Here is a 26109-nt window from a genome sequence, read left to right on the forward strand (position 1 = left end):
TAGGCCAGCGCGCAAGACCCCGACGCCGACACACGCCCACGCAACCGCCCGCACATCGGGGCCGCCCACCGCTAGACTGGCCCGCAGCCGCCGCACGCTGGCGCCGTACCCGCCACGGCCACAGGGCACCGGCAAGATGGAGGATTCCCCATGGACCGCACCCTGCGCTGGGGCCTGATCGGCTGCGGCGACGTCACCGAAGTCAAGAGCGGCCCGGCGCTGCAGCGCGCCGAGGGCTCGCAGCTCGTCGCGGTGGCCAGCCGCCACCCCGAACGCGCCGCCGACTGGGCCCGGCGCCACGGCGTGCCGCGCTGGCACGCCAGCGTCGATGAGTTGCTGGCCGCGCCGGACATCGACGCCGTCTACATCGCCACCCACCCGGACAGCCACTGCGGGCTGACGCTGCGCGCCGCGGCCGCCGGCAAGGCCGTGCTGGTCGAAAAGCCGATGGCGCTGGACCCCGCCGAGTGCCTGCGCATGGTGGAAGCCTGCCGCGCCGCCAGCGTGCCGCTCTGGGTGGCCTACTACCGCCGTGCGCTGCCGCGCTTCCTGGCGATCCGCCAGGCGCTGGCCGGCGAGGCGCTGGGCGCGCTGCGCGCCGTCGTGGTGCGGCAGTTCCGGCCGCTGCCCAGCACCGAGCGCCAGGCGAGCCAGGCGCACCGCTGGCGCGTCGATGCGGCCCGCTCGGGTGGCGGGCTGTTCTTCGAGGCCGCCTGCCACGGCCTGGATGCGCTGGACTGGCTGCTCGGCCCGCTGGAGCAGGTGCAGGGCCTGGCCGCCAACCAGGCCGGCGCCTGGGCGCCGGAAGACATCGTGGCCGGCACCTGGCGCCATGCCGGCAGCGACGAAGGCGGCGAAGGCGACCCCTACCGCGGCACCGGCCGCGGCGTGGTCGGCAGTGTGCTGTGGTGCCACGCCGCCGGCATCGAGGAGGAATCCACCGAGATCGTCGGCAGCCGCGGGCGCCTGCGCTGGTCGGTCAACCGCTGCTCGCCGATCGAGCTGACCGTCGACGGCCGGACCCAGCTGCTGCCGATCCCCGACCCGCCGCATGTGCACCAGCCGCTGGTGCAGGCCATCGTGCACGAGTGGAACGGCCTGGGCCGCTGCCCCAGCACGGGCGAGAGTGCGCTGCGCACCGCACGGGTGATGGCGCAGCTGCTGGCGGGCCTGCCGGCCTGAACGGCAGTGCCGGCCGGCGTGCACAAGTCACCATCCCTGCGCATGGCGCGCCGGAGGGGTTGATTCATATCGGGACAATCCACTCACCCATGGAACACCCGCTCATCGAAGCGGCCCTCGCGGCCCGCCACGCGCCCATCCCGCCGACGCTGCGCAGCCGCTTCCACGCCTTCCACCGCGCGCACAACCTGCGCTTCCTGCTGGTGATCAACCTGCTGGGGCAGGCCGCGTACTTCTCCTACGCGCTGGCCGACCTGCTGGCGGTGCCCGACATCGCGGCGCTCTCGCTGGCCACCCGCACGGCCTTCCTGCTCCTGACGCTGCCCGTCGTGCTGCTGCTGTTTCGCCGCGCCCGCTCGATGCGGCTGCTGGACATGCTGCTGCCGGCGCTGATCACCCTGGCCGCGCTGATCTGGTTCGAGCTGCTCACGCACAGCCGCTCACCCAACGTGGCCACCTACCAGTACGCCTCGGTGATCTTCATCGTGCTGGCCAACCTCGGCGTGCGGGTCCACTACGCCCCTGCGCTGTTCTGGTCGCTGGCGATCTCCGCGGCCACGGGCCAGGGCGTGGTGCGGCTGGCCGGCGGATTCAACGAGGCCACGCTGGTGTTCTCGCTGGTCTACCTGCCGGTGCTGTTCTTCAGCCTCTTCATCAGCTGGACGGCCACGCACCACGGCCGGCGCAGCTTCCTGCTCGCGCAGCTCGACGAGCTGACCCTCCAGGAGCTGCTGCACGCCAACGGCCGCCTGCGCACCCTGGCCGATACCGACGCCCTCACCGGCCTGCCCAACCGCCGCCAGTTCGACGCCGAGGCCGAGCGCGCCTGGTACCACGCCCGGCAGCGCGGCCACTCCCTGGCGCTGCTGATGATCGACATCGACCACTTCAAGCCCTACAACGACCACTACGGCCACCCGGCCGGCGACGCCTGCCTGCGGCGCGTGGCCGGCTTGCTGGCCAGCCACATGCGCGAGGGCGAATACCTGGCCGGCCGCTGGGGCGGCGAGGAGTTTGCCGTGCTGCTCACCCCGGCCGGCCCGGAGTTGGCCGCCACCGTCGCACAGCGCCTGGTGGACGCGGTGGCACAGCTGGCCATCCCCCACGGGCACCGCCCCGACGGCAGCGACGTGGTCACCTTCAGCATCGGCGGCGCCCTGTCCAGCGAGCCCGGGGTGGCCTCGCTGGCCATGCTGGTCGAGCGCAGCGACGCCCGGCTCTACCAGGCCAAGCGCAGCGGGCGCGGCCGGGCGGTGATGGGCTGAGGGCCTCGGCACCTGCGCAGGTGCGCCGCACATCCCTCCTGCCATCAGGGCCATTCAACGCAACCGATCGGCAACCAGGGTTTTCACCTGGTCTCGGCCCCGTTGCGAACCAAGGCGGCGATCCCGCGGCCGGCCTGAGCGAGACTGCAGGCTTCGCGATCCGCCTCGCGCCCTGCGTCTCCTCGCCCGGTCATGGTCCCCACCGCCCTCGCCTTCATCGCCGGCACCGCCGCCCTGCTCTGGGTGTCCCGGCACGCCCTGCGCAATCCGCGTGCGCACGGCTTCTACCGCTTCTTCGCCTGGGAATGCATCCTGGGCCTGGTGCTGCTGAACTTCCCCGTCTGGGAGCGCGACCCCTTCGCGCCGCACCAGCTCGCCTCCTGGGTGCTGCTGCTGGTGTCGCCCGCGCTCGCCATCCAGGCCGTGCGCCAGCTCAAGCATCAGGGCCGCCCGGATGCCACGCGCAGCGACGCCGAGCTGTTCGGCTTCGAGCGCACCTCCCGGCTCGTCACCAGCGGCCTGTTCCGCTACATCCGCCACCCGATGTACGCGGCGCTGATCTACCTGGCCTGGGGCGCCTACCTGAAGGACGCCGCCGCGCCGCTGGGCATCGCCCTGGTGGGCGCGGCCACCGTGCTGCTGCTGCTCACCGCCCTGCGCGACGAGGCCGAGTGCCGCGCCCACTTCGGCGCGGCTTACGATGCGTACATGAAGACCAGCAAGCGCTTCGTGCCCTTCGTGTTCTGAACACGGTCCGGACGGGCTCCGGACGAAGCGCAGCGGCACCCGGCCACCGAGGAGACAGGCCATGAAGATCGCGAATCGGCTCCCCGCCGCCCTGGCCGCCCTGCTGGTGGCCGGCACCTGGGCCACCAGTGCCACCGCGCAGGCACAGGCGCCGACGCCCGGACAGGCAGCGCCGAAGGTGGCCACGGCCGAAGCGCCCCATCCGATCGACATCCCGCCCTGGTTCAGCGACAGCTTCCTCGACTTCAAGGACGAGATGGCCGACGCCGCACGCGCCGGCAAGCGGTTGCTCGTCTACATCGGCCAGGACGGCTGCCCCTACTGCCGCGAGCTGATGCAGACCAACTTCAGCCAGCGCACCATCGTCGAGAAGACGCGCGCCCATTTCGTCGCCATCGCGCTCAACCTCTGGGGCGACCGCGAGGTGACCTGGGTGGACGGCCGCCGCTACAGCGAGAAGACCCTGGCGCGCGAGCTGAAGGTGCAGTTCACGCCCACGCTGCTCTTCCTCGACCCCGCCAGCGGCCAGGTGGTCGGCCGGCTCAACGGCTACCAGCCGCCCGAGCGTTTCTCGGCCGCGCTGGACCACGTGATCGCCCGCGGCGAGCGGCGCCAGCCACTGGCGGATTACCTGGCCAGCCACGTCCGGGAGACCGCCCGTGCGCAGCTCAATGAACAGCCCTTCTTCCTGCGCCCACCCGCGGGCGGCCAGGCCCATGACCTGCGCCGAGCGCCCGGCAGCCGGCCGCTGGCGGTGCTGTTCGAGACGCGCCGCTGCGCGCCCTGCGACGAGATGCACCAGCAGGGCTTCCCGCGCCCGGAGGTGCAGGCGCAGCTGCGCCGCGTCGACATCGTGCGCTTCGCGTTGAACGACCGCAGCGGTCTGATCGCCCCGGACGGCCGCCGGCTCAGCGCCGAGGCCTGGGCCCGCGAGCTGCAGGTCGGTTTCACGCCGACGCTGGTGTTCTTCGACGCCGCCGGCCCCGCAGCGGCCGGCCGGGAGGTGTTCCGGGTCGACGGCTACACGCGGGCCTTCCACCTCGCCAGCGCCTTCGACTACGTCGCGAGCGGCAGCTGGCGGCGCGAGCCCGAGTTCCAGCGCTACCTGCGCGACAAGGCCGACCGCCTGCGCGAGCAGGGCCAGCGCGTCGAGCTCTGGAAGTAGCTCACCCAGCGCGAGCGGCGCTGGCGGCCGGCCGTCAGGGCACCACCGCCAGGAACAGGAACACCACGAACAGCACCAGGTGCACCGCGCCCTGCAGCACCGTGGCGCGCCCGCCCGCCAGGGTCAGCGTGGCCACGGCAAAGCTGAGCACCAGCAGCACGATGTCCTTGCCGCCGAGCCCGAGCTGCAGCGGAAAGGGCAGCCAGGGGCTCAGCGCCGCCACCACCGGCACCGTCAGGCCGATGCTGGCCAGCCCGGAGCCCAGCGCCAGGTTCAGGCTGGTCTGGAGCCGGTTGTGCAGCGCCGCACGGGCAGCGGCCAGCGTCTCTGGCGCCAGCACCAGCAGCGCCACCAGCACACCCACCACCCCGGGCGGCGCCCCGGCGGCGCGCACGCCGGCCTCCAGCGTGGGCGCCAGCGCCTTGGCCAGCCCCACCACCGCCACCAGTGACAGCATCAGCAACGCCAGCCCGGCCAGCGCCGCCGCGTTGGACGGCGGCGCAGCGTGCTCGCTGCTGGAGGGCGCGGTGCCATCCGCGTCGGGCAGCGGCAGGAAGTAGTCGCGGTGCCGCACCGTCTGCACGAAGACGAAGGCACCGTACAGAACGAGTGAAGCCACCCCCGCCAGCGCCAGCTGCGCGGGCGAGAAGGTCGGCCCGGGCGACGAGGTGGTGTACACCGGCAACACCAGCGTCAGCACCGACAGCGCCAGCAGCACCGCCAGCGTCGGCCCGGTCCCGTCGACGCGGAAGGCCACCACCCGGTGGCGCAGCCCGCCCAGCAGCAGGCACAGCCCGACGACGCCGTTGGTGACGATCATGATCGCGGCGAACACCGTGTCGCGCGGCAGCGCGGCCGCCTGCGCGCCGCCGGCCAGCATCAGCGAGACGACCAGCGCCACCTCGATCACCGTGACCGCCAGCGCAAGCACCAGGGTGCCGAAGGGCTCGCCGACGCGGTGCGCCACCACCTCGGCGTGGTGCACCGCCGCCAACACGGCGGCGATGAGCCCGACCGCCGCCGCCATCAGCGTCCAGGCCCCGTCGAAGGCGCCCGCCAGGCCCAGCGCCAGCAGCCCCAGCCCCGGCAGCAGCAGGCTCCAGAGCGGCAGGGCGGGCGGGAGGTTCAGGTGGGGCCGACGCATGCGCCGCAGTATGCGGGCGGAGGCAAAGCAGGCGCGGCGGCGGGTGCTTCGGCGGCGGGTGCTGCGCCCCTCAGGCCTGCGCCTCCCGGGCCATCGCGGCCAGGATCCCCGCCGGTTCGGCCGGTGCCCCTGCGAGCAGCGCCTCCAGCGCCTGATGCGCCACCCCGTAGTGCGCCTTCAGCGCCTGCACCTGCGCGAGCAACGCCTGCCGTTGTGACTCGGGCAGTGGCTGGGCGCGGCGCACCGCCAGCACCATCTTGTTCTTGCTGGTGTGCTCGGGCGAGATGAACTCGAAGACCTGGGCGTCGTAGCCGCTGGCCTGCAGCAGCAGGGCGCGCAGCGTGTCGGTGAGCATTTCGGCCTGCTCGGTCATGTGGATGCCGTGGCGCAGCATGGGCTGCAGCAGCGGCGGCGCCTTCATCTGCGGGCGCAACTCCTTGTGGCAGCAGGGCGAGCACAGGATGATGGCCGCGCCCGCCAGCACGCCGCGGTGCATCGCCACATCGGTGGCGGTGTCGCAGGCGTGCAGCGCGATCATGATGTCGATCGGCCGGGCCGCGAAGCTGCGCACATCGCCGGTGGCGAAATGCAGCGAGCCGCCGTCCTCACTTTGCCCCGGCGCCATGCCGAGTCGCGCCGCAGCGTCGTTGCACAGCGTGGTCAGGTCCGGCCGCAGCTCGACGCCGATGACCTCTGGCACCCGGCCGGCGCCGCGCAGCATGTGGTGCACCGCAAAAGTCAGGTAGCCCTTGCCGGCACCGAAGTCCAGCACCCGCACGGGCTGAGCAGCATCGCGCTGCGCCAGCGGCGACTGGGCGATGGCGTGCTCCAGCACCTCGACGAACTTGTTGATCTGCCGCCACTTGCGCGCCATCGCCGGCACCAGGCGCTGCTGCGCGTCGGTGACGCCCAGCTCGGCCAGGAAGGGTGTGTCCAGCGACAGCGCATGGCGCTTCGCCCGGTCGTGCGCGGTGACGGTGGTGGCCCCCTCATCGGCGACACCCTCGTCCGACGCAGCGCCAGCCCCCGCCGCAGGCGCTGCGACCTTGCCGATGCGCAGCCCCCACTGTCCCTTGCGGCTCATCATCAGCTGGATGTCGTGCCCGCGGGTGACCAGGTGGGCGTGGTGGAACTGCTGCGCCACCCCCCGCGCCACCTCCTCCACCGCCTCGTCCAGCGGCAGGTTCTTGGTGATGTCCTTGGTCCGATGCCGCCAGACCATCGACAGGTGCTCCACCCCGCGCAGCAGCACCCGCCGCGCCAGCAGCTTTTCCAGCGAGGGCTCGGCATCGTGCGGCCGGCCCAGCACCAGCCGCTGGAAGCTGCCGTCGGCCAGGCTCTGGCGCAGCCGGACGATGAACTTCTGCGGCTCGGTGAGCGACACCGCGGCAGCGGGGCGGGATTCGGCGGTGGGCGAATGCATGGTGCAATTGTCCTCCCCGCACCCGCGCCCTAGACTGAAGCCTCCCGCCGCGGAGAAACCCATGCCCGATCCGCACACGCTCCAGCGCTTCGTCGACGCCCAGGCCCCCGTCTGGCCGCAGGTGCACGCCGAACTCGCCGCGGGCGCCAAGCGCAGCCACTGGATGTGGTTCATCTTCCCGCAGCTGCGCGGCCTGGGCCGCAGCGAGACGGCGCGCTTCTACGGTATCGGCGACCTGGACGAAGCCCGCGCCTGGTGGGCCCACCCGCTGCTGGGCCCGCGCCTGCGCGAGGCCTTCGGCCTGCTGGCCGCGCTGCCGTCGACGCTCAGTGCCGAGCAAGTGCTCGGCCCGGTGGATGCGCTGAAGCTGCGCTCCTGCCTGACGCTGTTCGAGGCGGTGGCGCCCGAGGAGGCGGTGTTGGGTGTGCTGCTGGCACGCTGGTACGGAGGCCGGCGGGATGCGGCCACGCAGGAACGGCTGGGCGCCGCCTGAGCGGGCGAAAAACCGGCAAATTCGTTCCATTCCCGTTAAGCTGCGCAGCGAGGCGTCCCTCGACGGCAACCGCACCCTGCGGAGAAGGAGCACGGCATGGCCTACCGCCCCAGCGACCCGTCGGACCGGTCCACCGGCCGCCCCTGGCGCCGCGCTCGGCAGCTCCACCCCGCGCTGTCCCTGGCCCTCAGCAGCTGCCTGCTGACCGCCGGTCTGCCACTGGCGACGGCCTGGCTGGCCCCCGCCACCGCCCTCGCAGCCACCCCGGCTGCAGCGCGCGACCTCAGCGCCGATGCCAAGGCCGCCGCCGCCGAAACCGTCTTCAACGCCGCCGCCACGCTGGACGCCTTCAAGCGCGAAGCCGACGACCGCCTGCGCGGCCAGCGCCGCCAGATCGAAGGCCTGCAGACCCGCCTGAAGACGGCCGAGGCGCAGCGCCAGACCGACGTCAGCGCCCTGCGCAGCGAACTCGCCCAGGCCCAGGAACGCTTCGTCGCCGAACTGGCCGCACGCGACCGCACCTACGCCCGCGAGATCGCGGTGTTCCGCAGCACGGTCGAGGACATCGCCGCCACGCCCGAAGGCGCTGAAGCCCTGCGGCAGTACAACGCCGGGGACGAAGCCGGTGCGCTGGCGGTGCTGGACAGCCTGGCCGACGCCCGCGAGCAGGCGCGCAAGGCGCGCGCCGCGCTGGAGACGGCCGCCGAGCGCCGCCGCATCGCCACGCTCGCGCTGGATGCCCGCGACAAGGGCAAGGTCGACACGCTGGCGGTAATCAAGCGCTACGAGGAAGTCACCCGCCTCGACCCCGGCTGGCACTGGGACTGGGTGGAACTGAGCCGCCTGTACGCCGAGGCCAACCGTCTCCAGCAGGCCCAGGCTGCGGCGCAGCGCTCGGCGGACACCGCTCAAGACAACCGCGACCTGGCGGTCGCGCTGGACGAACTTGGCAAGCTACTCGCCGCCCAGGGCGACGGCGTCGGCGCCCGCGCACGCTTCGAGGAGAGCCTGGACATCTTTCGGCACCTGGCCGCGGTCAACCCCAGCCTCGACGTCTACCAGCGCGACTTCGCCCACATGCTGCGCAGGCTGGGCGACCTGCTCATCCGCCAGGGTGAGCTCGCTGCCGCCCGCGTGCACCTGCAAGGCAGCCTGGCGATCCGCCAGCGCCTCGCCGCCGCCAACCCCGGTTCGGCCGATGACCAACGCGACCACAGCCTCATCCTGAGCAAGCTGGGCGACCTGCTGCTCGCCGAGGGTGATCCCGCTGCCGCCCGAGCGCACTTCGAGGACAGCCTGGCCATCACGCGGCGCCTGGCCGCCGCACACCCCGGCTCGGCCAACGCGCAGCGCGACCTCAGCATCGGTCTGGAGCGGCTCGGCGACCGGCTCCTCGCCCAGCGGGATCTGGCCGGCGCCCGTGCGCTCTTCGAGGAAGATCTGGCCATCTCCCAGCGCCTGGCCGCGGCCGACCCCGGCTCCGCCAGCGCGCAGCGCGACCTCAGTGTCAGCCTCAACAAGATCGGTGACCTGCTCCTCGCCCAACGCGACTTCTCAGGCGCCCGCGCGCGGTTTCAGGACAGCCTGGCCATCCGCCAGCGCCTGGCCGCCGCCGACCCCGCATCGGCGACCGCACAGCGCGATGTCAGAATCAACCAGAACAGGCTCGGCGACCTGCTGTTTGGCCAGGGCGACCTCGCCGGCGCCCACACCCACTTTCAGGCCAGCCTCGCCATCGCCCAGCGCCTGGCCGCCGCCGACCCCAGCTCGGCGCAGGCGCAGGCGCAACGCGAAGTCTGGCTGACGATGTGGCGGCTGCGGCAGCTGCCGGACAGCGGTATCACCTGGGCGCAGATCGCCCAGGCCATCGAGGCCCAGCAGGCGCGCGGCACGCTCCTGCCGGGGGACCAGCGCTACCTCGACGACGCCCGGCAACGCGCCCAGCGCGAACAGGCCCCGAGCGCCAAGCCGCCCTGACCGCTGCGCCCGCGCCTGCCCCCAAACCCGGCGCCGGCGCACCGGCCACCCTGGCCGCTCATGCCGCTCGGGCCGCGCATACCGCCCGTGCCGCCACATCGCCCGTCGAAACCGGCAATTTCACCCGGTTTACCGCTAAGCTGCCCCCCAAGGCGCCCACCCGACAGCGCCCGCACCCCGCAGCGGAGGAGCCCGGCATGGCCAGCCACAGCAGCAGCAGCAGCAGCAGCGACAGCCTCAGCCACCCGACCGATCGGCCCAGCGGCCGCCCCCGGTTCGTCGCCTGGCGCCACGGCCATCGGTTCCAGGCGTCGCTGCCCCTGGCCCTCAGTAGCTGCCTGCTGACCACTGGCCTGCCCTGGCTGACGGCAGCGCTGGCCCCCGGCACTGCCCTGGCCGCCACCGCTGCGGCCACATCGATAGCCACCCGCGACCTCAGCGCCGACGCCAAGGCCGCCGCCGCCGAAACCGTCTTCAACGCCGCCGCCACGCTGGACGCCTTCAAGCGCGAAGCCGACGACCGCCTGCGCGGCCAGCGCCGCCAGATCGAAGGCCTGCAGACCCAGCTGAAGACGGCCGAGGCGCAGCGCCAGACCGACATCGCCGCCCTGCGCAGCGAACTCGCCCAGGCCCAGGAACGCTTCGTCGCCGAACTGGCCGCGCGCGACCGCGCCTACGCCCGCGAGATCGCGGTGTTCCGCCGCACGGTCGAGGACATCGCCGCCACACCCGAAGGGGCCGAAGCTTTGCGCGTCTACAACGCCGGCGAGGAGGTCAAGGCCCTGGGCATGCTGCGCCGGCTCGCCGACGCCCGCCGCCAAGCCCGGGAGGTGCGCAACAACATCGAGACCGCCGCCGACTACCGCAAGGAAGCCATGCTGGCGCTGGACGCCCGCAACAAGGGCAAGCTGACCACACGGGACGTGATCGCCAAGTTCGAGGAAGTGACCCAGCTCGATCCCGGACTTCACTGGGATTGGGTGGAGCTGGGGCGGCTCTACAACGACGCTGGGCAGTTGGACAAGGCCAAGACCGCCGCCCAGCGGTCGGTGGAGGCATCCAGTACAGACCGGGACCGCTCTGTCGCATTGAACGAACTCGGTCGGGTGATGTTCACCCAGGGCGACCTCGCTGGCGCCCGCGCGTGGTTTCAGGAGAGCCTGGACATCGCCAAGCGCCTAGCCGCTGCCGACCCCAGTTCGGCCACCCTGCATCACGACGTGAGTGTCAGTCTCATCAAGCTCGGAGATGTGCTCTTCGCCCAGGGGGATCTCGCTGGCGCCCGCGCGCGCTTTCAGGACAGTTCGGACATCCACCTGCACCTGGCTGCGGCAGACCCGAGTTCGGCCAACCTGCAACGCGATGTCAGTGTCAGCCTGATCAGGCTCGGCGACGTGCTGGCCGCCCAAGGTGATCTGAACAGCGCCCGTGCGCGTTTTCAAGACAGCCTGGCTATCCGCCAGCGTCTGGCCGCCGCCGACCCGAGTTCAGCCAGCATCCAGCGTGATGTCTGTGTCAGCCTGGACAGGCTCGGCTATGTACTCATCACTCAGGGCGACTTGGCCGGCGCCCTCGCACACATTCGGGACAGCTCGGACATCCTCAAGCGTTTGGCCGCTGCCGACCCGAGTTCGGCCAGCCTGCAGCGCGATGTCAGCGTCAGTCAGGACAGCCTGGGCGACGTACTCATCGCCCAGGGCGATCTGGCCGGTGCCCGCGCGAGGTTTCAGGACAGCCTGGACATCCGCCAGCGCCTGGCCACCGCCAGCCCGAGTTCAGCCAGCTTGCAACGCGATGTCAGCATCAGTTTGAACCGGCTCGGCCATGTGCTCATCGCCCAGGGCGACCTCGGCGGCGCCCGCGCGCGGTTTCAGGACAGCCTGGACATCGCCAAGCGCCTGGCCGCCGCCGACCCCAGTTCGGCCGAGTTGCAGCGCGCTGTCAGCATCAGCCTGATCAAACTTGGCGACGTGCACATCGCCCAGGGCGACCTCGCCGGTGCCCGCACGCGGTTTCAGGACAGCCTGGACATACGCAAGCGACTGGCCGAAGCCGACCCCAGTTCGGCAGAGTCGCAGCGGGATCTGGTGGTGTCTCTGGTGAAATTGGCGCAGGTTCCGGGCAGCGGTGTACGTTGGAGACAGGTGGCCGAGCAGGTCGAACGGATGCGCCTGCGGGGCATCCTCGCGCCCGGCGATATCTGGATGGTGGAGGAGTCGCGCAAAGAGGCGGCCGAACAGGACGGAAGCAGCAAACAGCCATGACCGACGTCTTCCTCTCCTACAAACGCGACGACGAAGCCCGCGCCGGCCGTGTGGTGCAGGCGCTGCAGGCGCAGGGGCTGGAGGTCTGGTGGGACCGGGGGCTGCAGGCTGGCGGGAGCTGGCGCGCGCAGATCGAGGCCGAACTGGCTGCGGCGCGCTGTGTGGTGGTGCTGTGGACCCACGCCTCGGTGGGGCCAGAGGGCGGCTTCGTGAAGGACGAGGCCACCCGCGGGCTCAGGCGCCGGGCGCTGGTGCAGGTGCTGCTGGACCGGGTGGAGCTGCCCGTCGGGTTCGGGGAGGAACAGGCGATCGACTTGATCGGCTGGGGCCAGGGCCTGCGGCGCTCGGCACGCGACCCTTTCGTGCTCGATCTGGCCGCAGCCATCCGCGCCAAGCTGGACGGCCAGCCGGCGCCGAAGCCGCAGGGGCCGATGAAGCGCCTGCTGCACCGGGCCATGGCCGGCGGGATCAGCGCCGGGCTGGCGCTGGCGGCCGGGGCTTTTGCCACCAACGCGCTGAACCTGCAGCAGCACCTGTGCACGCTGCCCCTGGCGCAACCGGGTTTGTCGGATGCCTGCGGTGCGGCCGGGCTGGGCGGCCGGCCGCACCAGGCGCTGCGCCTGGCCCAGGAGAAGGAGCAGCAGGCCTGGGCCGCGCTGCCGGCGGGCGACTGTGCGGCCCTGCGGCGCTTCGTCGGCGACTGGCCCGGCGGCCTGCACCGGCCGGAGGCGGATGCGCGGCTGACCGCCCGCAGCCTCACACGCACGGAGCGCTGGGAGCCGAAGGAAGTGCGGATCTCGCAGTACCTGAGCGACAACAAGACCGGCGCCACCACCGAAGCCCGCGCCCGCGAACAGGCCCTGGCCGCCGGCCAGCGTGACGCCGAGCAGCGCTGCCGGCTCTACCCGGGCGGCCACCACCGCTTCGTCGGCGCGGTGGCCGAGGCGGGCGACTGGAGCTGCCATCGCGAAGCGGCCGGCTGGTTCTGCCGCGCGCAGGGCACGGCGGTCTGCCGGATGGAGGAGCGGGTGGAGACGGAGTTGGAGCGCTGCGGGGGCGGGTGAGGCGCGGCGAGAGCGCAATCCACGGCCGTCGTTGGCGCCGCTTCGCACGGCCTGCCGCGACGGCACTGCAGACGAAATCAGGGACGAATGGGACAATCTCCGTCCGACGCACAAGCTCCTGCCAGCCGACGCGCCGGCCCTTCTGAACCATGGAACGCATCCAGGCCATCAATCCCGACCGCATCCTCTGGTGCTGTGCCGACCGCGGCATCACCCCGGAGACGATGGCGGCCGACCTGGGCCTGGCTGCGACCACCCTGGAGCGGGCACTGACAGGGGGTGAAGGGCTGACGCTGGCCCAGCTGCGCAAGGTGGCCGCGTACTTCGGCCGCGGACTGCTGTTCTTCCTCGACCCGGCGCCGGTGCAGGCCGAGCAGGTGCACACCCCGGAGTTCCGCACGCTGGCGAACCAGAAGCCGGACCTGTCTGCGACGCTCAAAGCGCTGATCGAACGTACCGAGCGCCAGCGGGACATCTACCTGAGCCTGCGCGAGGACCTCGATGTGGAGGACTTCCCGGCCTTCGACCCGCCCGCGCTGGGCCGCCGGCAACCCGCCGCGGCTGCAGCCGTGGCCCGCAGCTGGCTGGGCCTGGGTGAGCGCAACGACTTCGAGCGCTACCGACAGGCCATCGAGGCGCAGGGCATCCTGGTGTTCCGCAGCAATGGCTACGCGGGCCAGTGGCAGATCCCGAAGGACAGCCCGATCCTGGGCTTTTGCCTGTATCACCGCGAATGCCCTGTCATCGTGGTGAAGAAGCAGGCGGCCGAGGCCCAGCAGGTGTTCACGCTGATGCACGAGCTGGGGCACCTGCTGCTGCGCCAGGCCAGCTCGATCGACGATGACCACGACCTGCATGTGGCGCACGGAGACGAACGCGAGGCCAATGCCTTCGCCGGGCACCTGCTTGTGCCGGACACCTTCCTGCGCCGCATCGACGCCACCGGCCAGCCCGCGGCGGTGGAGGAGTTCGACCGCTGGCTGGAGCCGCATCGCCGCGCCTGGGGCGTGAGCGGCGAGGTGATCGTGCGCCGACTGCTCGATGCCGGTCGGCTATCGCCCGAGGACTACCGGGCCTACCGCGGCTGGAAGGCCGCCCAGACCTTTGCGGAAGACGACGGCGGCAACCGGACCTGGCGGCACCGGGAGCCCCGGCACATCTTCGGCGACCGCTTCGTGCGCTCGGTGCTGGACGCGTTGGCCGCCCACCAGATCAGCCTGCCCAAGGCGAGCAGCTACCTGGACGGACTGAAGATCGCCGACCTGCACAAGCTGGAGCGCCACTGTGCAGGTGCTTGACGCGTCAGCAGTCATCTACGCCTGGGACAACTATCCGCCCGAACAGCTGCCGGGCATATGGGACTGGCTCGCCGAAGAGATCCGCCAGACACGGCTGGTGATCCCTGATGTGGCCTTGGATGAGGTTGGGCACAAAATTCCCGAATGCCGGGCATGGCTGAGGGCGCAGCAGATCCACATCCTGCCGACCAGCGAGGCGGTGCTGCTGGAGGCCCTGCGGCTCAAGACGCTGATCGGCGTCGACGGTGAGCGCTACAACCCCAAGGGGGTGGACGAGAACGACTTGATCATCGTCGCCTCGGCACGGCTGTTCGGCAGCGAGCTGATCTCCAACGAGGCGCGTCAGGCCGGGCAACAAGTTCCCGCCAAGTGCAAGATCCCGGCGGTCTGCGCGATGGCACAAGTCGATGTGCGTTGCCTGAACTTCCTGGAGTACCTTAAGCGGTCGGGGCGAGTCTTCAGGTAGGCATCCGAGCGCCGTGCTCCAGCCGGGGGCCTGCTCTCAAGTGCCCAACGCCACCGCCCGCCCGATGTAGAGCACCGGGCCGGTCGGGCGGCCGAGGGTGGAGCCGCCGGGGGGTTCGAGGGTGATCTCGAAGAGCTGGTCGGGCTGCAGGTCCGGCAGTTGCTGCAGGGGCAGGGAGGTGACTCCGCCGGCCGGTACCAAGCCGAGCGAGCGGGGGCCGGCCGCACCCGGGGCCTTGGTCCAGAACTGCAGCACGCGACCGGGTGGCACCTGGAAGTCCGCGCGCAGCGGCACCAGGCGCAACTCGCCATCCCTGCCGCGCACCTGGGTCATCTCCACCACCCAGCCGTTGCCGCCGCCGCGCGGATCCTGCAGCACCGCGACATAGCGGATCTCCGGGGCCGGCGGCAGGGCTTCACGCAGCGCCAGGGTGCTGCCCAGCACCAGCACCGCGGCCACCGCCACGCTGGTCAGGCCCTGCCAGAGGCCCAGGCGCTGCCACCAGCGCGGCCACGCCGGACCTGGCCCGGCCGGCCGGGACGCCAGCGCGATGAGCCGCTCCTCCAGGCGTGCCCAGCCGCCGATCGGCAGGCGTTCGGCGGGCGGGCTGCGCCGGGTGAGGCCGAGCAGGCGGTCCTGCCAGTAGCCGACTTCGGCGCGCAGCCCGCCATCGCCGGCCAGGGTGCGCTCGAAGGCCTGCTGCTCATCGGGTGTGAGGGTGCCGAGCACATACTCGCCAGCGGCGGCGCTGCGGTCCTCAGCGGTGTCGAGCTTCATGCCATGCACTCCCGCAGCGCGAGCAGCGAGCGGCGGATCCAGGCCTTGACGGTGCCCAGCGGGGTGGCCAGGCGCCGGGCGATCTGGTCGTGGGTGTAGCCGTCGACGAAGGCATGCAGCACGCAGGCGCGGCGCTCGGGCTCCAGACGCTCCAGGCAGCGCTCCAGACGATCGGTGTCCAACGGGTTCGCCTCCAGGGCTTCGTGCTGCGCCGACTGGCGGGCGTCGGCCAGGTCACCCAACGCCTGCGGCTCCAGGACGTCCTCGATGCCCTCACGCCGCACCGCCTTGAGCGCCTGGTGGCGCACCACCGTGTAGATCCAGCCACGGCCGGATCCCAGGCTGGGGTCGAAGGTGGCCGCACGGCTCCAGACCTGCAGCATCGCGTCCTGGAAAACCTCCTCGGCGCGGGCCGGGTCGCGCACGATGCGCTGCACCACGCCGAGCAGCCAGCGGCCCTCGCGCTCGTAGATCACCCGCAGGGCAAAGCGCTCGCCGCGGGCACAGGCGGCCAGGGCGGCTTCGTGGTCCAGGGGCTCGGAGCGTTGGGGCATGGGCGCGGGAGGGGTGCGGGGGCAGCGGCCCGTGCCGCAGCGCGGGGCTCAGCGCCGCGCCGCCGTCACTCTCCCACACCGCCAAAGGCCCGGGTTCAGACGGGCTTCCAGAAGATGTAGTCGGCCTGGTACTGCACCACCTGGCGGCTGCCCTGCGCCATGCCGTTGCAGGCCGTCGCCGGGGCCACGCCGCCCCGGGTGGCCACGCGCTGGATGTAGCTCACGCCCAGCAGATCGCCCTTGCCGTCCAGGGACTTGGCCGGATTGGCCTTGACCAGTTGCAGCGGGATGTTGCCGCTGCCCGCCGGGGCGACCGCCAGCTGCGCACCGGTGAGGCTCGAACCGTCCTGTGCGGCCCAGGTGGCCGGCGGGCCGAAGTAGCTGCCCACCACCCGGCCCTGGCGCGAGCGCAGATCGGCCTTCGGACCGACGAAGACCCATTCGAAGGCATCGGCCGCACCCGCCTTGGCGCGGCACTCGTAGGTGATCTCGCCGACGCCGACGGTCTCCCAGGCCACGCGGTGGCCGGTGGGCACTTTGACCGCATCGGGGAGGATCTCCTGGCTGAACGGTGCGGCCATCGGCATCGATCCGGTGCCGGACATCGAACCGCAGGCAGCCAGGCCGGCGGTCACGAGGGTCAGGGAAAGCGGGGCAAGGCGAAGGGTCGACATGAGGAGCTCCTGCGGGTTGGGGCGTTCGGCACGCCGGAATGGCGGCCTCACACCTGGCACTAGCCCGCCGCCCGCCGGCTGGATGCAGCCCAGATGCAAGCAATTGAAACCACCCCGACGCTCACGCGCTCGGCGCTTCTGGCCTATGCTGGGCTTTTCGTGCCGCCGAGGAGCCCACATGCCCGACGCCCCGACCTGCCTTTCCGAGCGCGTTGCCGCCGCCGCCGATGCCCTGGTGGCCGCCCGGCGCAGCCGCCGGCCGATCCCCACCCTGACGACGCACTGGCCGGACCTGAACGAATCCGACGCCTATGCCATCGCCCGGGCCACCGAGGCGCTGCTGGCCGAGCCGCGGGTGGGCTACAAGCTGGGCTACACCAGCGCCGCGATGCGCGCGCAGATGGGCGTGGACCAGCCGAACTACGGCGTGCTGACCGCACCGACCCGGGTGGTTCACGGTGGGGTACTCCCGATGGCGGAGCTGATCCACCCGCTGGTGGAGCCGGAAATCGCCTTCGTGATGGCCGCGGACGTGCCCGATCCCGAACAGACCGGGGCGGCGGTGGCCAGCGTGCATGCGGCGCTGGAGATCGTCGACACCCGCTATGAGGCCTACCGCTTCAAGGCGCCGGACAACATCGCGGACAACTCGTCGGCAGCGCGGTTCGTGATCGGCCCGGCGATGGCGCTGCCCCAGGGCACCGACCTCGCCGCGCTGCCGGTACGGCTGTGGGCAGACGGCGATCTGCTCGGCGAGAGCGGCGCAGACGCCTTGGGCCACCCGCTGGCCGCCCTGACCTGGTTGGCCGAACGCCTGCTTCAGGACGGCGCGATGCTGCGCACTGGCGATGTGGTGCTGACGGGTGGCTTGACGCGCGCATACGCGGCCCAACCCGGCATGCGCTTCTCGGCACGAGTCAGTGACTCGGCGCAGGGTGGTGGCGAAGTCGCGCTGAGATTCCTCTGACGGTGCCTCCCGAAGTCACCCCGCCAGCGATCCTGACAGGATCAGATCTCTCACCCAACAAGACGGTTCATCCACCATGGAACACGCTGCCCGCCTGCCGGCCGCTCACAGCCCTTTACCCGCGGAGGCATCTGGCCAATCCCTGGCGGTGCTGGCCCAGGCGCTGTACCTGATCAACCTGCTGGTCGCCCCCGGCCTGGCCTTTGTCGCGCTGGTCTGGCTGTGGCGGCGCCACCGCGACAGCGCGCCGCCGCTGGCGCGCCAGCACCTGCGGCAGGCGCTGTGGGTGAGCGTGGTGGCGGGCGTGCTGATCGCCGGCCTGTCGGCGCTGCTGATGGCCGCTGGCGGCCTGCACGCCGCCTGGACCTGGGTGGTGGTGCTGACCTACTTCGTCTGCATCCACGGCGCGCTGGTGACGATGGGCATCTTCGCGCTGTCCAAGGCCATGGCCGGGCAGCCCTGGCGCTACCCGCTGGTGGGGCCGCGGGAAAGTTGAGGCGCCGCGGCTCAGCTACTCAGCCGCGCGACCGATCCGCCAGCCGCACCAGCCCGAGCAGCGCGTCGATGTTGGGCGTGGGCAGGCCGAGGTGGCGGCCGATCTCGCTGACCGCGCCGACCAGGGCGTCGATCTCCATCGGCCGGCCGGCCTCGTAGTCCTGCAGCATCGAGGTCTTGAAGGCGCCGATCTTGCGGGTCATCAGGTGGCGCTCCTCCGGGTCCTGGTCGATCGGGCAGCCGAAGGCGTTGCCCAGGGCCTGGGCCTCGCGCATCAGGGTGCTGGCCCAGCCGCGGGTGAGCGGCTCGTCGAGGATGCGGTCCAGCGTGGCACGGGTGAGCACCGAGATCGGGTTCATGCTCATGTTGCCCCAGAGCTTGTACCAGACCTCGCGCTGGATCTGCGGCGCCACGCTGGCGGCAAAGCCGGCGCGCTGCAGCAGGTCGGCCAGGGCGGCCAGGCGCTCGGGCGATTGCGGATCGTCCGGCCCGGTCAGCGCCGGTGCGATGGCGTCGCCCACGGCGCCCGTTGCCCGCGCCGCGCCAAAGGGGTCGCCGAGGATCAGGCCGTTGCCCATGCCGTGGCGCAGGTGCGCCGGGCCCAGGTGGCTGCAGCCCAGGTGCACCACGCAGCCGATGACGTGGCGGCTGGGGAGGGCCGTTCGCACCGCGTCGCCCGCATCCACGCTGGCCAGGCGCAGGCCCCGGCAGGGACCGGGTTGGCCGTCGAAGAACCACCAGGGCACGCCGTTCATCGCCACCACGACCTGGGTGCGCGGGCCAATCAGCCGAGAGACCGCCGGCGCGACGGCCGCCAGTGCGGGCGCCTTGACGGCGACGATCACCACGTCCTGCACGCCTAGCGCGGCGGGGTCCGACTCGGCGCGGGGGTGGACGACGATCGGCGCAGCCTCGGGCGCGCTGGCCTCGTCGATGCGCAGGCCGCGCGTGCGCAGGGCCGCGAGCGTCTCGCCGCGCGCCAGCACGCTGACCTCGGCCTCAACGGCCGGAATGCGATGGGCGATCCAGCCGGCGATCAGGCCGCCGATGGCGCCGGCGCCGACGATGCAGATCTTCTGAGGGCTCTTCTGGGCGGGCAGCGACATGTCAGCTCCGGTAGCTCGGATCGATCCCGTCGACGATGCGCTGCAACGCGGCAAAGCTGTCCGCCCCGGCGCCGAACCTGGGGTTGAAGTTCAGCGAGTCGGCCACGCAACGCTCCAGCACCGGCACGGGGATCGGGCGCAGCGCGCCGCCCATCGACTGCGCGGCCAGCTGCACCTCGCAGGCGCGCTGCACCAGCCACATCAGCGACAGGGCGTGCGGCAGGGTCTGGCCGATCACCACCGGGCCGTGGTTGCGCAGCAGCAGCACGCGCTTGTCGCCGGCGCTGTCGAGGATGCGGCCGCCCTCGTCGGCGCGCACGGTGATGCCCTCGAAGTCGTGGTACGCCACCTGGCCCCAGAGCTGCGCCGAGTAGAAGTTGGTGAAGGACAGCCCCTCCTCCTGGCAGCACACCGCCAGCGTCGGCGTGGTGTGCACGTGCATGACGCAGTGCGCATCCGGCACCTGGGCGTGGATCTGGCCGTGGAAGGTGATGCCCGCCGGGTTCACCGGCCAATCGGAGTTGCCGACGATGCGGCCCTCGCGGTCCACCTTGACCAGGTTGGAGGCGCGCACCTCGCGGTAGTGCAGGCCGAAGGGATTGATCAGGTAGCAGCCGGCGTCGCCCTCGGGGCCGGGCACGCGCAGCGAGATGTGGTTGTAGATCAGCTCCGTCCAGCCCAGGTGGTCGAAGATGCGGTAGCAGGCCGCGAGCTGCACGCGGGCCTCCCACTCTTCAGCACTGAAACGTTCGGGGCGGATGAAGGCAGCGGTCATCGGGTTGTCTCCTCGGTCGGCTTTCTCGGTCGGCTCTTGTCGGCTTCAGCTCTTCCTGAACAGCGCCAGGCGTTCGCGGGCGTTCTGCACCAGCATGCTGGTGTCCACGCCCACGGCAACGAAGAGCGCGCCGGCGTCCAGGTAGCGCTGCGCCAGCGCCGGGTCCACCGCCAGCACGCCCGGCGCCTTGCCGGCCGCACGGACGGTGGCGATGCCGTCCAGGATGGCGCGCTGCACCTCCGGGTGGCCGGGCTGGCCGATCAGCCCCATCGAGGCCGACAGGTCCGCCGGGCCGAAGAAGACGCCGTCCACGCCCTCGACCGCGGCGATGGCGGCGAGGTTGGCCATCGCGGTGGTGGTCTCGGCCTGCACCAGCAGGCACATCTGCTCGTTGGCGGCCTTCAGGTAGCCGTCCACCTGGTTCCAGCGCGAGGCGCGCGCCAGCGCCGCGCCGACACCGCGGATGCCCTCGGGCGGGTAGCGCATCGCCTGCACCATCAGGGCGGCCTGCTCGGCGGTGTCGATCACCGGCACCAGCAGGGTCATCGCGCCGATGTCGGTGAGCTGCTTGACCAGCGCCACGTCGGCCTGCACCGGCCGCACCACCGGGTGCACCGGGTAGGGCGCCACCGCGCGCAGCTGCTCCAGCACCTGGCGCACGTCGTTGGGGGCGTGCTCGCCGTCGATCAGCAGCCAGTCGTAGCCGCACAGGGCCAGCGACTCGGCCACATTCGGGTCGGTGTAGCCCAGCCAGAAGCCGATCTGGGCCTGGCCGGCGCGCAGCGCATCGCGGAAGGTGTTGCGGGGGATCTGCATGGCGCGTCTCCGGATCAGGCGAAACGGAAGGCGATGGCGCCCAGCGGGCCGTAGTCGACGTGGAAGGTGTCGCCGCGCTCGGCCGCCGTCGGCCGGGTGAAGGAGCCGGCCAGCACCACGTCGCCGGCGTTGAGCTGCTCGCCGTAGGGCGCGATCTTGTTGCCCAGCCAGGCCACGCCGGTGGCGGGGTGGTTGAGCACCGCGGCGGCCAGGCCGGTTTCCTCGATGACACCGTTCTTGAACAGCATCGCGCCGACCCAGCGCAGGTCCAGCGCATCGGGCCGGACGGGCCGCCCGCCCAGCACGATGCCGGCGTTGGCGGCGAAGTCGCTGATGGTGTCGAAGACCTTGCGCATCACCTTGGTGTCGCGGTCGAACTGCTCGATGCGCGAGTCGATGATCTCCACCGCCGGGGTCACGTACTCGGTGGCGGCGAGCACGTCGAACATCGTCAGGCCCGGGCCCTTCAGGGGCTTGCCAAGGATGAAGGCCAGCTCGACCTCCACGCGCGGGGCGATGAAGCGGTCGAAGGGCAGGTCCGATCCCGTCTCGAAGAACATGTCGTCCATCAGCGGCGCGTAGTCCGGCTCGGTGATCTGGCTGGAGATCTGCATCGCCCGCGAGGTCAGACCGATCTTGCGGCCCTTGATCACGCGGCCGTCGGCCTGCTCCAGCTTGACCCACTCGCGCTGGATGGCATAGCCGTCCTCGATGGTCATGCCGGGGTGCTGCTTCGAGAAGTGGCGCAGCGGCGTGCGGGTCTTGCGCGCCTCGTAGAGCTGGCGGGCAAGCTGTTGGATCAGGGCAGGTTCCAGCATGGGGTCAGGTCTTGTCTATTGCCTCGACCCCACTGCGGAGCCGAGGCGGGTGGATCAGTTCTTTCGGAACAGCGGGTGCAGCGAGCTGTTCTTGGCGTCGAAGACCTCCGGGCCTTCGTCGATCTGCAGCGTCACGCCAATCGGGCGGCTGGCGAGTTGGCTGGCGAAGTGCGCCTTGCAGACCGCCTCCAGCGCCCGGCCCACGCCCTGCTGCACAGCAGCGGAGCGGCCCCGGGCCATGCGCAGGTGGAGGTAGACGAAGGCGTATTCGCCCGGCACACCCGCGGCGCGCCCCGCCGCCCCGCCATCCGCCACCGCGAAGTGCGGCGCCGGGTAGGCCAGCACGCGCACGCCGCCGGGCGGGAAGACGTTGCCGCCCGCCTCGTCGCGCTGGACGAGCATCTCATCGGCCAGTCGGCGGCACAGCGCAGACATGTCCGTGCCGCCCTGGTCGGCGGGGGCATCGAGGTTGGCGGTGTAGAGGATGACGAGGTGAGGCATGGCGGCGGTCTCCGGCAGGTCGATGCCGGTCAGCTTACAGCCGGGGGAAGGCGCGGTAGCCGTCCGCAGCAGAAGCCTGGGCCGCCGGAATCGCCTTCCCACTCACCGGCGTGACCGGGAAGACCGCGTTGAGCTGGCCGGTGCCGGAGGCGCCGAAGTAGGGCGTGATGATCTCTGCCCGGCCTTCGTACTCGGACCAGCCGAGGGCGCCCAGCATCATCGCGGTGTCGTGCATCATCCCTTCGCCGTGGCCCTTGACGGCGTACTCGGGCAGCATCTCGCAGAAGGTGGCCCAGTCGCCGCGCTGCCACATCGCGACCACTTCCTTGTCCAGCGTCTCCAAGAAGGGGCTCCAGATCTTGAAGGCGAACTCTGGCGCCAGGCCGTTCTGGGCGAAGCGGTGGCTCAAGGACCCGCTGGCCAGGAAGGCCACGCTGCCGTCGTAGTGCTCCTCCACCGCCTTGCGCATGGCCCAGCCCAGCCGCGCACTGTCGTTGAGGTAGTGCACCGTGCACAGCGCGGACACCGAGATGGCCTTGAAGTGCTGGTCGGCGTTCATGTAGCGCATCGGCACCAGGGTGCCGTACTCCGGGTCCAGCGTGGTGGCGTCGTGCGCCAGGGTCTCGACGCCGTATTCGTTGCAGACCTGGCCGAGCAGCTTGCCCAGCGCCGGGTTGCCGGGGCACTCGAAGGGCATGTTGGAGATGAAGTGCGGCAGCTCGTTGCTGGTGTACAGCCCCTTGAAGTGCGGCGCGCAGTTGATGTGGTAATTCGCGTTGACCAGCCAGTGGGTGTCGAACACGACGAGGGTGTCCACGCCCAGCTCACGGCAGCGCCGACCGATCTCGATGTGGCCGTCGATGGCGTCCTGGCGCGAGCCCTGGCGTTCACCGGGCAGCTCGCTCAGGTACATGGACGGGACGTGGGTGATCTTGCCGACGAGAGCCAATTTGCCCATGGTGTGTCTCCTGTTGAACTGTGTACAGCCCTCTTGCTCCCCCCTTTGAAAAAGGGAGCCGGGGGGGATTTGCAGTCCCTCCCCGGATGCCACCGCCCGAAATCCCCCTCGGTCCCCCTTTTCAAAGGGGGAAGGAAGACACGGCGCTTGCTCAGACGCCCCAATGCGGAATGTGGTGCGCGCCCATGCTCACCGCCACGTTCTTCGGCTCCAGGAAGACTTCGTAGCTCCAGGTGCCGCCCTCGCGGCCGGTACCCGATGCCTTGGTGCCACCGAAGGGCTGGCGCAGGTCGCGCACGTTCTGGCTGTTGACGAAGCACATGCCGGCCTCGATCGAGGCCGCCACGCGGTGGGCCTTCCCGATGTTTTCGGTCCAGACGTAGCTCGACAGGCCGTAGGCGATGTCGTTGGCGATGCGCACCGCGTCCGCCTCGTCCTCGAAAGGGATCAGGCAGGCCACCGGGCCGAAGATCTCGTCCTGCGCGATGCGCATGCGGTTGTCCACGTCGGCGAAGACGGTCGGCCAGACGAAGTTGCCCTTGTCCATGCCGGCGGGCAGCTGGGCGGCGTAGCTCGGGCGATCGATGCCGCCGCAGAGCAGCGTGGCGCCTTCCTTCGGGCCCAGCTCGATGTAGCTGCGCACCTTGGCGAGATGCCCGGGGCTGATCATCGGGCCGACGAGGGTCTGCTCGGCCAGCGGGTCGCCCACGGTGATGCGCTTCGCGCGCTCGGCAAACCTGGCGGCGAAGTCGGCGTAGATCGACTTCTGCACCAGGATGCGGCTGCCGGCGGTGCAGCGCTCGCCGTTGTTGGAGAAGATCATGAAGACCGCGGCGTCCAGCGCGCGGTCCAGGTCGGCGTCGGCAAAGATCACGAAGGGGCTCTTGCCGCCCAGCTCCATGCTGAACTTCTTCAGGCCGGCGCTCTTGACGATGCGGTTGCCGGTGGCCGTCGACCCGGTGAAGCTGATGGCGCGCACGTCCGGGTGGCTGACCAGCGGCTCGCCGGTCTCGGCACCGTAGCCGTGCACCACGTTGAGCACGCCGGCCGGGATGCCGGCCTCCAGCGCCAGCTCGCCCAGGCGCGCGGCGGTCAGGGGCGACAGCTCGCTCATCTTCAGCACCGCGGTGTTGCCGAAGGCCAGGCAGGGCGCGGTCTTCCAGGTGGCCGTCATGAAGGGCACGTTCCACGGCGAGATCAGCGCGCACACGCCCACCGGGTGGAAGAGCGTGTAGTTCAGGTGCGTGGGCGTGGGGTAGGTGTGGCCGTCCACCCGGGTGCACATCTCGGCGAAGTAGTGGAAGTTGTCCGCCGCACGCGGCACCAGCTGCCGGCCGGTCTGGGAAATCACCTGGCCGGTGTCCTTCGTCTCGGTCTGCGCCAGCTCGGGCACATGCTTCGTGATCAGCTCGCCGAGCTTGCGCATCAAGGCCGCGCGCTCGGTGGCAGGCCGCGCGGCCCAGGCCGGGAAGGCGGCCTTGGCGGCGGCCACGGCGGCGTTCACCTCGGCCTCGCCGCCGCGGGCGACCTCGGCCAGCAGCTCCTGCGTGGCGGGGTTGACGGTCTCGAAATAGTCGGAGCTGCTGACGGCCCGGCCGTCGATCAGGTGGTCGATGCGCATGGGGGTGTCCTGGTTATCTGCCAAAGAGTTCGTCGCCGACGATCGTGTTCACCAGCCGGCCGATGCCGTCGATCTCGGTGATCACCTCGTCGCCTTCGTTGACGTTCACGACGCCTTCCGGCGTACCGGTGAGGATCACGTCGCCGGCCTGCAGGGTCATGAAGGCGCTGAGGTACTCGATCAGCGCCGGGATGTGATTGACCATGTTGGCGGTCGTGCCCTGCTGCGTGACTTGGCCGTTCACGAGCGTGTGCAGGCCCAGCGCGTGCGGGTCGGCCACCTCCTCGGCGGGCACGAACCAGGGGCCCAGCACCGTGCCGCCGTCGCGGTTCTTGACGCGCAGGTTGGGGCGGTACCAGTTCTCGAGGTAGTCGCGGATCGCGTAGTCGTTGCAGACGGTGTAGCCGGCCACGTGGGCCATCGCGTCGGCGCGGGCCACCCGGTGCGCCGTGCGGCCGATCACCACCGCCAGCTCGCACTCGTAGTGCATGAAGGCCACGCCGCGCGGGCGGCGGGTCTGGCCGCGGTGGCCGATCACCGCACCGGGCGTCTTCAGGAAGACCAGCGGCTCGTCCTTGGACGTGACGGTGAGCTCCTTGCTCAGCTCCTTGAGGTGGTCGGCGTAGTTCAGCCCCAGCGCGATCACCGTGCCGACCTCGAAGGGCGGCAGCCAGACGACCTGGTCCTCCGCGACGACGCGGCCATCGGCCAGGCGCAGGCCCTTGCTGGAGCCGAGGTCCTGCTCGAAGGCGGTGTGGATGGCGCCGGCATAGGCAACGCGGGCGGTCTTCATGCGGCGCTCCCGGTGGATGGGTCATCGTGGACGAGGCGGTTCGTGAGCCGGCCCACGCCGTCGATCTCGATGCTCACCGTCTGCCCGGGCAGGGCCCGCGGCGCCCCCTGCGAGATGCCCAGCAGCAGCACGTCGCCGGGGTTCAGCGTCATGAACTCGCTGACGTCGGCGATCAGCTGCGCCACGCCGCGCAGGCGCTCGGCAGTGTCGGTGGCCTGCGCCAGCGCGCCATCGATCCACACCCGCACCGCCAGGGCGTCGGGGTCGGCCACCGCGGCGGCGGGCACCACCTCGGCGCCCAGCGGGCAGGAGCGGTCGCGCAGCTTGAAGCGGGCACCGGGGCGGTAGTGCGGCGTGTCACCGGGGATCGGCGCGCTTAGGTCGTTGGCCACCAGGTAGCCGGCCACGTGGGCCAGCGCGTCGGCCGCAGACACGCGGCAGGCCACCCGGCCGATGACGATGCCCAGCGTCGCGCCCACGTCGAGGCCGTCGGCGCCGGCGGGCACCTCGTCACCGTCCAGGGCCAGGGTGTTGCGCGACTGCACCGCCAACACCGGCGCTCCCGGCAGCGCCTTGTAGGGCGCGCGCCGGGCAGCCTCGGCCAGCGCGGCGAGCTGCGGGCGGTGGTTGATCTGTGCCGCCACGACCACGCCGCTGAGCCGCCAGGGGGCGACGTCCATCCGGACGCGGGCGGCGCCGTCCGTCGGCGGGAACGCGGTCGAAGCGGGGGGTGAAGTCGGCTGGGTGGGGCTCATCGGCAATTCAC

The 26109-nt window shown here is 71.4% G+C and carries 26 protein-coding genes; 12 read left to right on the top strand and 14 right to left on the bottom strand.

Features of this window, described 5'->3' with window-relative positions; translation table 11 throughout:
• The first annotated feature begins 150 nt into the window (after window positions 1-150).
• The 4 genes from NGK70_RS01370 to NGK70_RS01385 all read left to right on the top strand — a co-directional run bounded on the left by NGK70_RS01370 (window position 151) and on the right by NGK70_RS01385 (window position 4359).
• Window positions 151-1182, top strand: a complete 1032-nt coding sequence (locus tag NGK70_RS01370; protein WP_251971595.1) for a Gfo/Idh/MocA family protein — start codon at window positions 151-153, stop codon at window positions 1180-1182.
• 89 nt (window positions 1183-1271) lie between these two features.
• Window positions 1272-2447, top strand: a complete 1176-nt coding sequence (locus NGK70_RS01375; protein WP_251971596.1) for a GGDEF domain-containing protein — start codon at window positions 1272-1274, stop codon at window positions 2445-2447.
• A 192-nt stretch (window positions 2448-2639) separates the two neighbouring features.
• Entirely contained in the window at window positions 2640-3194 is a 555-nt protein-coding gene (locus NGK70_RS01380) for a methyltransferase family protein (RefSeq protein ID WP_251971597.1), read from the top strand.
• A gap of 61 nt (window positions 3195-3255) precedes the next feature.
• Complete coding sequence (locus tag NGK70_RS01385) at window positions 3256-4359, top strand: thioredoxin family protein (protein WP_251971598.1); 1104 nt, start codon at window positions 3256-3258, stop codon at window positions 4357-4359.
• Window positions 4360-4393: 34 nt separating this feature from the next.
• Here the strand turns inward: NGK70_RS01385 and NGK70_RS01390 are convergent, their stop codons facing one another.
• The gene (locus tag NGK70_RS01390; protein ID WP_251971599.1) at window positions 4394-5503 is read right to left on the bottom strand and encodes a calcium:cation antiporter; all 1110 of its coding nucleotides are present in this window, start codon (window positions 5501-5503) and stop codon (window positions 4394-4396) included.
• Window positions 5504-5573: 70 nt separating this feature from the next.
• Window positions 5574-6926 carry a class I SAM-dependent methyltransferase gene (locus NGK70_RS01395; RefSeq protein ID WP_251971600.1) on the bottom strand — a complete coding sequence of 451 codons (1353 nt, stop codon included), beginning with the start codon at window positions 6924-6926 and terminating at the stop codon, window positions 5574-5576.
• A 61-nt stretch (window positions 6927-6987) separates the two neighbouring features.
• Here NGK70_RS01395 and NGK70_RS01400 point away from each other — a divergent pair, with 61 nt between their 5' ends.
• The 6 genes from NGK70_RS01400 to NGK70_RS01425 all read left to right on the top strand — a co-directional run bounded on the left by NGK70_RS01400 (window position 6988) and on the right by NGK70_RS01425 (window position 14488).
• A complete protein-coding gene (locus NGK70_RS01400) occupies window positions 6988-7419 on the top strand; it encodes a DUF1810 domain-containing protein (protein ID WP_251971601.1) in 432 nt (143 codons plus the stop codon).
• A 96-nt stretch (window positions 7420-7515) separates the two neighbouring features.
• On the top strand, window positions 7516-9396 hold the full coding sequence (locus NGK70_RS01405) for a tetratricopeptide repeat protein (RefSeq protein ID WP_251971602.1): 1881 nt from the start codon (window positions 7516-7518) through the stop codon (window positions 9394-9396).
• Window positions 9397-9593: 197 nt separating this feature from the next.
• Window positions 9594-11660, top strand: a complete 2067-nt coding sequence (locus NGK70_RS01410; RefSeq protein ID WP_251971603.1) for a tetratricopeptide repeat protein — start codon at window positions 9594-9596, stop codon at window positions 11658-11660.
• Window positions 11657-12724 carry a toll/interleukin-1 receptor domain-containing protein gene (locus NGK70_RS01415; protein WP_251971604.1) on the top strand — a complete coding sequence of 356 codons (1068 nt, stop codon included), beginning with the start codon at window positions 11657-11659 and terminating at the stop codon, window positions 12722-12724. Before NGK70_RS01410 ends, NGK70_RS01415 begins: the two co-directional genes overlap by 4 nt.
• A 149-nt stretch (window positions 12725-12873) precedes the next feature.
• Window positions 12874-14022: an ImmA/IrrE family metallo-endopeptidase gene (locus NGK70_RS01420; RefSeq protein WP_251971605.1), complete on the top strand. Its 1149-nt coding sequence runs from the start codon at window positions 12874-12876 to the stop codon at window positions 14020-14022.
• Window positions 14009-14488, top strand: a complete 480-nt coding sequence (locus NGK70_RS01425; protein ID WP_251971606.1) for a DUF4411 family protein — start codon at window positions 14009-14011, stop codon at window positions 14486-14488. The genes NGK70_RS01420 and NGK70_RS01425 overlap by 14 nt, the downstream gene beginning before the upstream one ends.
• 36 nt (window positions 14489-14524) lie before the next feature.
• Here NGK70_RS01425 and NGK70_RS01430 read toward each other — a convergent pair whose 3' ends face one another.
• The 3 genes from NGK70_RS01430 to NGK70_RS01440 form a co-directional block, all read right to left on the bottom strand.
• Complete coding sequence (locus NGK70_RS01430) at window positions 14525-15265, bottom strand: anti-sigma factor (protein WP_251971607.1); 741 nt, start codon at window positions 15263-15265, stop codon at window positions 14525-14527.
• A complete protein-coding gene (locus tag NGK70_RS01435; protein ID WP_251971608.1) occupies window positions 15262-15819 on the bottom strand; it encodes a sigma-70 family RNA polymerase sigma factor in 558 nt (185 codons plus the stop codon). The genes NGK70_RS01430 and NGK70_RS01435 overlap by 4 nt, the downstream gene beginning before the upstream one ends.
• Window positions 15820-15914: 95 nt before the next feature.
• Window positions 15915-16493 (bottom strand): DUF3455 domain-containing protein, encoded by a 579-nt coding sequence (locus tag NGK70_RS01440; protein ID WP_251971609.1) that lies wholly within the window; start codon window positions 16491-16493, stop codon window positions 15915-15917.
• 178 nt (window positions 16494-16671) lie between these two features.
• On the opposite strand from NGK70_RS01440, the gene NGK70_RS01445 reads away from it, so the two are divergent.
• Together NGK70_RS01445 and NGK70_RS01450 are read left to right on the top strand one after the other, a co-directional pair.
• Window positions 16672-17460 (top strand): 2-keto-4-pentenoate hydratase, encoded by a 789-nt coding sequence (locus NGK70_RS01445; protein WP_251971610.1) that lies wholly within the window; start codon window positions 16672-16674, stop codon window positions 17458-17460.
• A 76-nt stretch (window positions 17461-17536) separates the two neighbouring features.
• Window positions 17537-17956 (top strand): magnetosome magnetite crystal formation protein family, encoded by a 420-nt coding sequence (locus NGK70_RS01450; RefSeq protein WP_251971611.1) that lies wholly within the window; start codon window positions 17537-17539, stop codon window positions 17954-17956.
• Window positions 17957-17975: 19 nt separating this feature from the next.
• On the opposite strand, the gene NGK70_RS01455 is transcribed toward NGK70_RS01450, so the two are convergent.
• The 9 genes from NGK70_RS01455 to NGK70_RS01495 form a co-directional block, all read right to left on the bottom strand.
• The gene (locus tag NGK70_RS01455) at window positions 17976-19061 is read right to left on the bottom strand and encodes a 2-dehydropantoate 2-reductase (protein ID WP_251971612.1); all 1086 of its coding nucleotides are present in this window, start codon (window positions 19059-19061) and stop codon (window positions 17976-17978) included.
• A gap of 1 nt (window position 19062) precedes the next feature.
• Complete coding sequence (locus NGK70_RS01460) at window positions 19063-19836, bottom strand: class II aldolase/adducin family protein (protein ID WP_251971613.1); 774 nt, start codon at window positions 19834-19836, stop codon at window positions 19063-19065.
• Between the two features lie 45 nt (window positions 19837-19881).
• Window positions 19882-20652 carry a 4-hydroxy-2-oxoheptanedioate aldolase gene (gene hpaI / locus NGK70_RS01465; protein ID WP_251971614.1) on the bottom strand — a complete coding sequence of 257 codons (771 nt, stop codon included), beginning with the start codon at window positions 20650-20652 and terminating at the stop codon, window positions 19882-19884.
• Window positions 20653-20666: 14 nt separating this feature from the next.
• Window positions 20667-21470 (bottom strand): 2-oxo-hept-4-ene-1,7-dioate hydratase, encoded by an 804-nt coding sequence (gene hpaH, locus NGK70_RS01470; protein ID WP_251971615.1) that lies wholly within the window; start codon window positions 21468-21470, stop codon window positions 20667-20669.
• A 54-nt stretch (window positions 21471-21524) separates the two neighbouring features.
• The gene (locus NGK70_RS01475; RefSeq protein WP_251971616.1) at window positions 21525-21971 is read right to left on the bottom strand and encodes a 5-carboxymethyl-2-hydroxymuconate Delta-isomerase; all 447 of its coding nucleotides are present in this window, start codon (window positions 21969-21971) and stop codon (window positions 21525-21527) included.
• Between the two features lie 34 nt (window positions 21972-22005).
• On the bottom strand, window positions 22006-22929 hold the full coding sequence (gene hpaD, locus NGK70_RS01480; RefSeq protein ID WP_251971617.1) for a 3,4-dihydroxyphenylacetate 2,3-dioxygenase: 924 nt from the start codon (window positions 22927-22929) through the stop codon (window positions 22006-22008).
• 151 nt (window positions 22930-23080) lie between these two features.
• Window positions 23081-24550 carry a 5-carboxymethyl-2-hydroxymuconate semialdehyde dehydrogenase gene (gene hpaE, locus NGK70_RS01485; RefSeq protein WP_251971618.1) on the bottom strand — a complete coding sequence of 490 codons (1470 nt, stop codon included), beginning with the start codon at window positions 24548-24550 and terminating at the stop codon, window positions 23081-23083.
• 13 nt (window positions 24551-24563) lie between these two features.
• Window positions 24564-25343 (bottom strand): fumarylacetoacetate hydrolase family protein, encoded by a 780-nt coding sequence (locus NGK70_RS01490; protein ID WP_251971619.1) that lies wholly within the window; start codon window positions 25341-25343, stop codon window positions 24564-24566.
• On the bottom strand, window positions 25340-26098 hold the full coding sequence (locus tag NGK70_RS01495) for a fumarylacetoacetate hydrolase family protein (RefSeq protein WP_251971620.1): 759 nt from the start codon (window positions 26096-26098) through the stop codon (window positions 25340-25342). The genes NGK70_RS01490 and NGK70_RS01495 overlap by 4 nt, the downstream gene beginning before the upstream one ends.
• Window positions 26099-26109: the final 11 nt, after the last annotated feature.

Origin of the sequence: Sphaerotilus microaerophilus, from assembly GCF_023734135.1 — a bacterium.
GTDB lineage: Bacteria > Pseudomonadota > Gammaproteobacteria > Burkholderiales > Burkholderiaceae_C > Sphaerotilus > Sphaerotilus microaerophilus.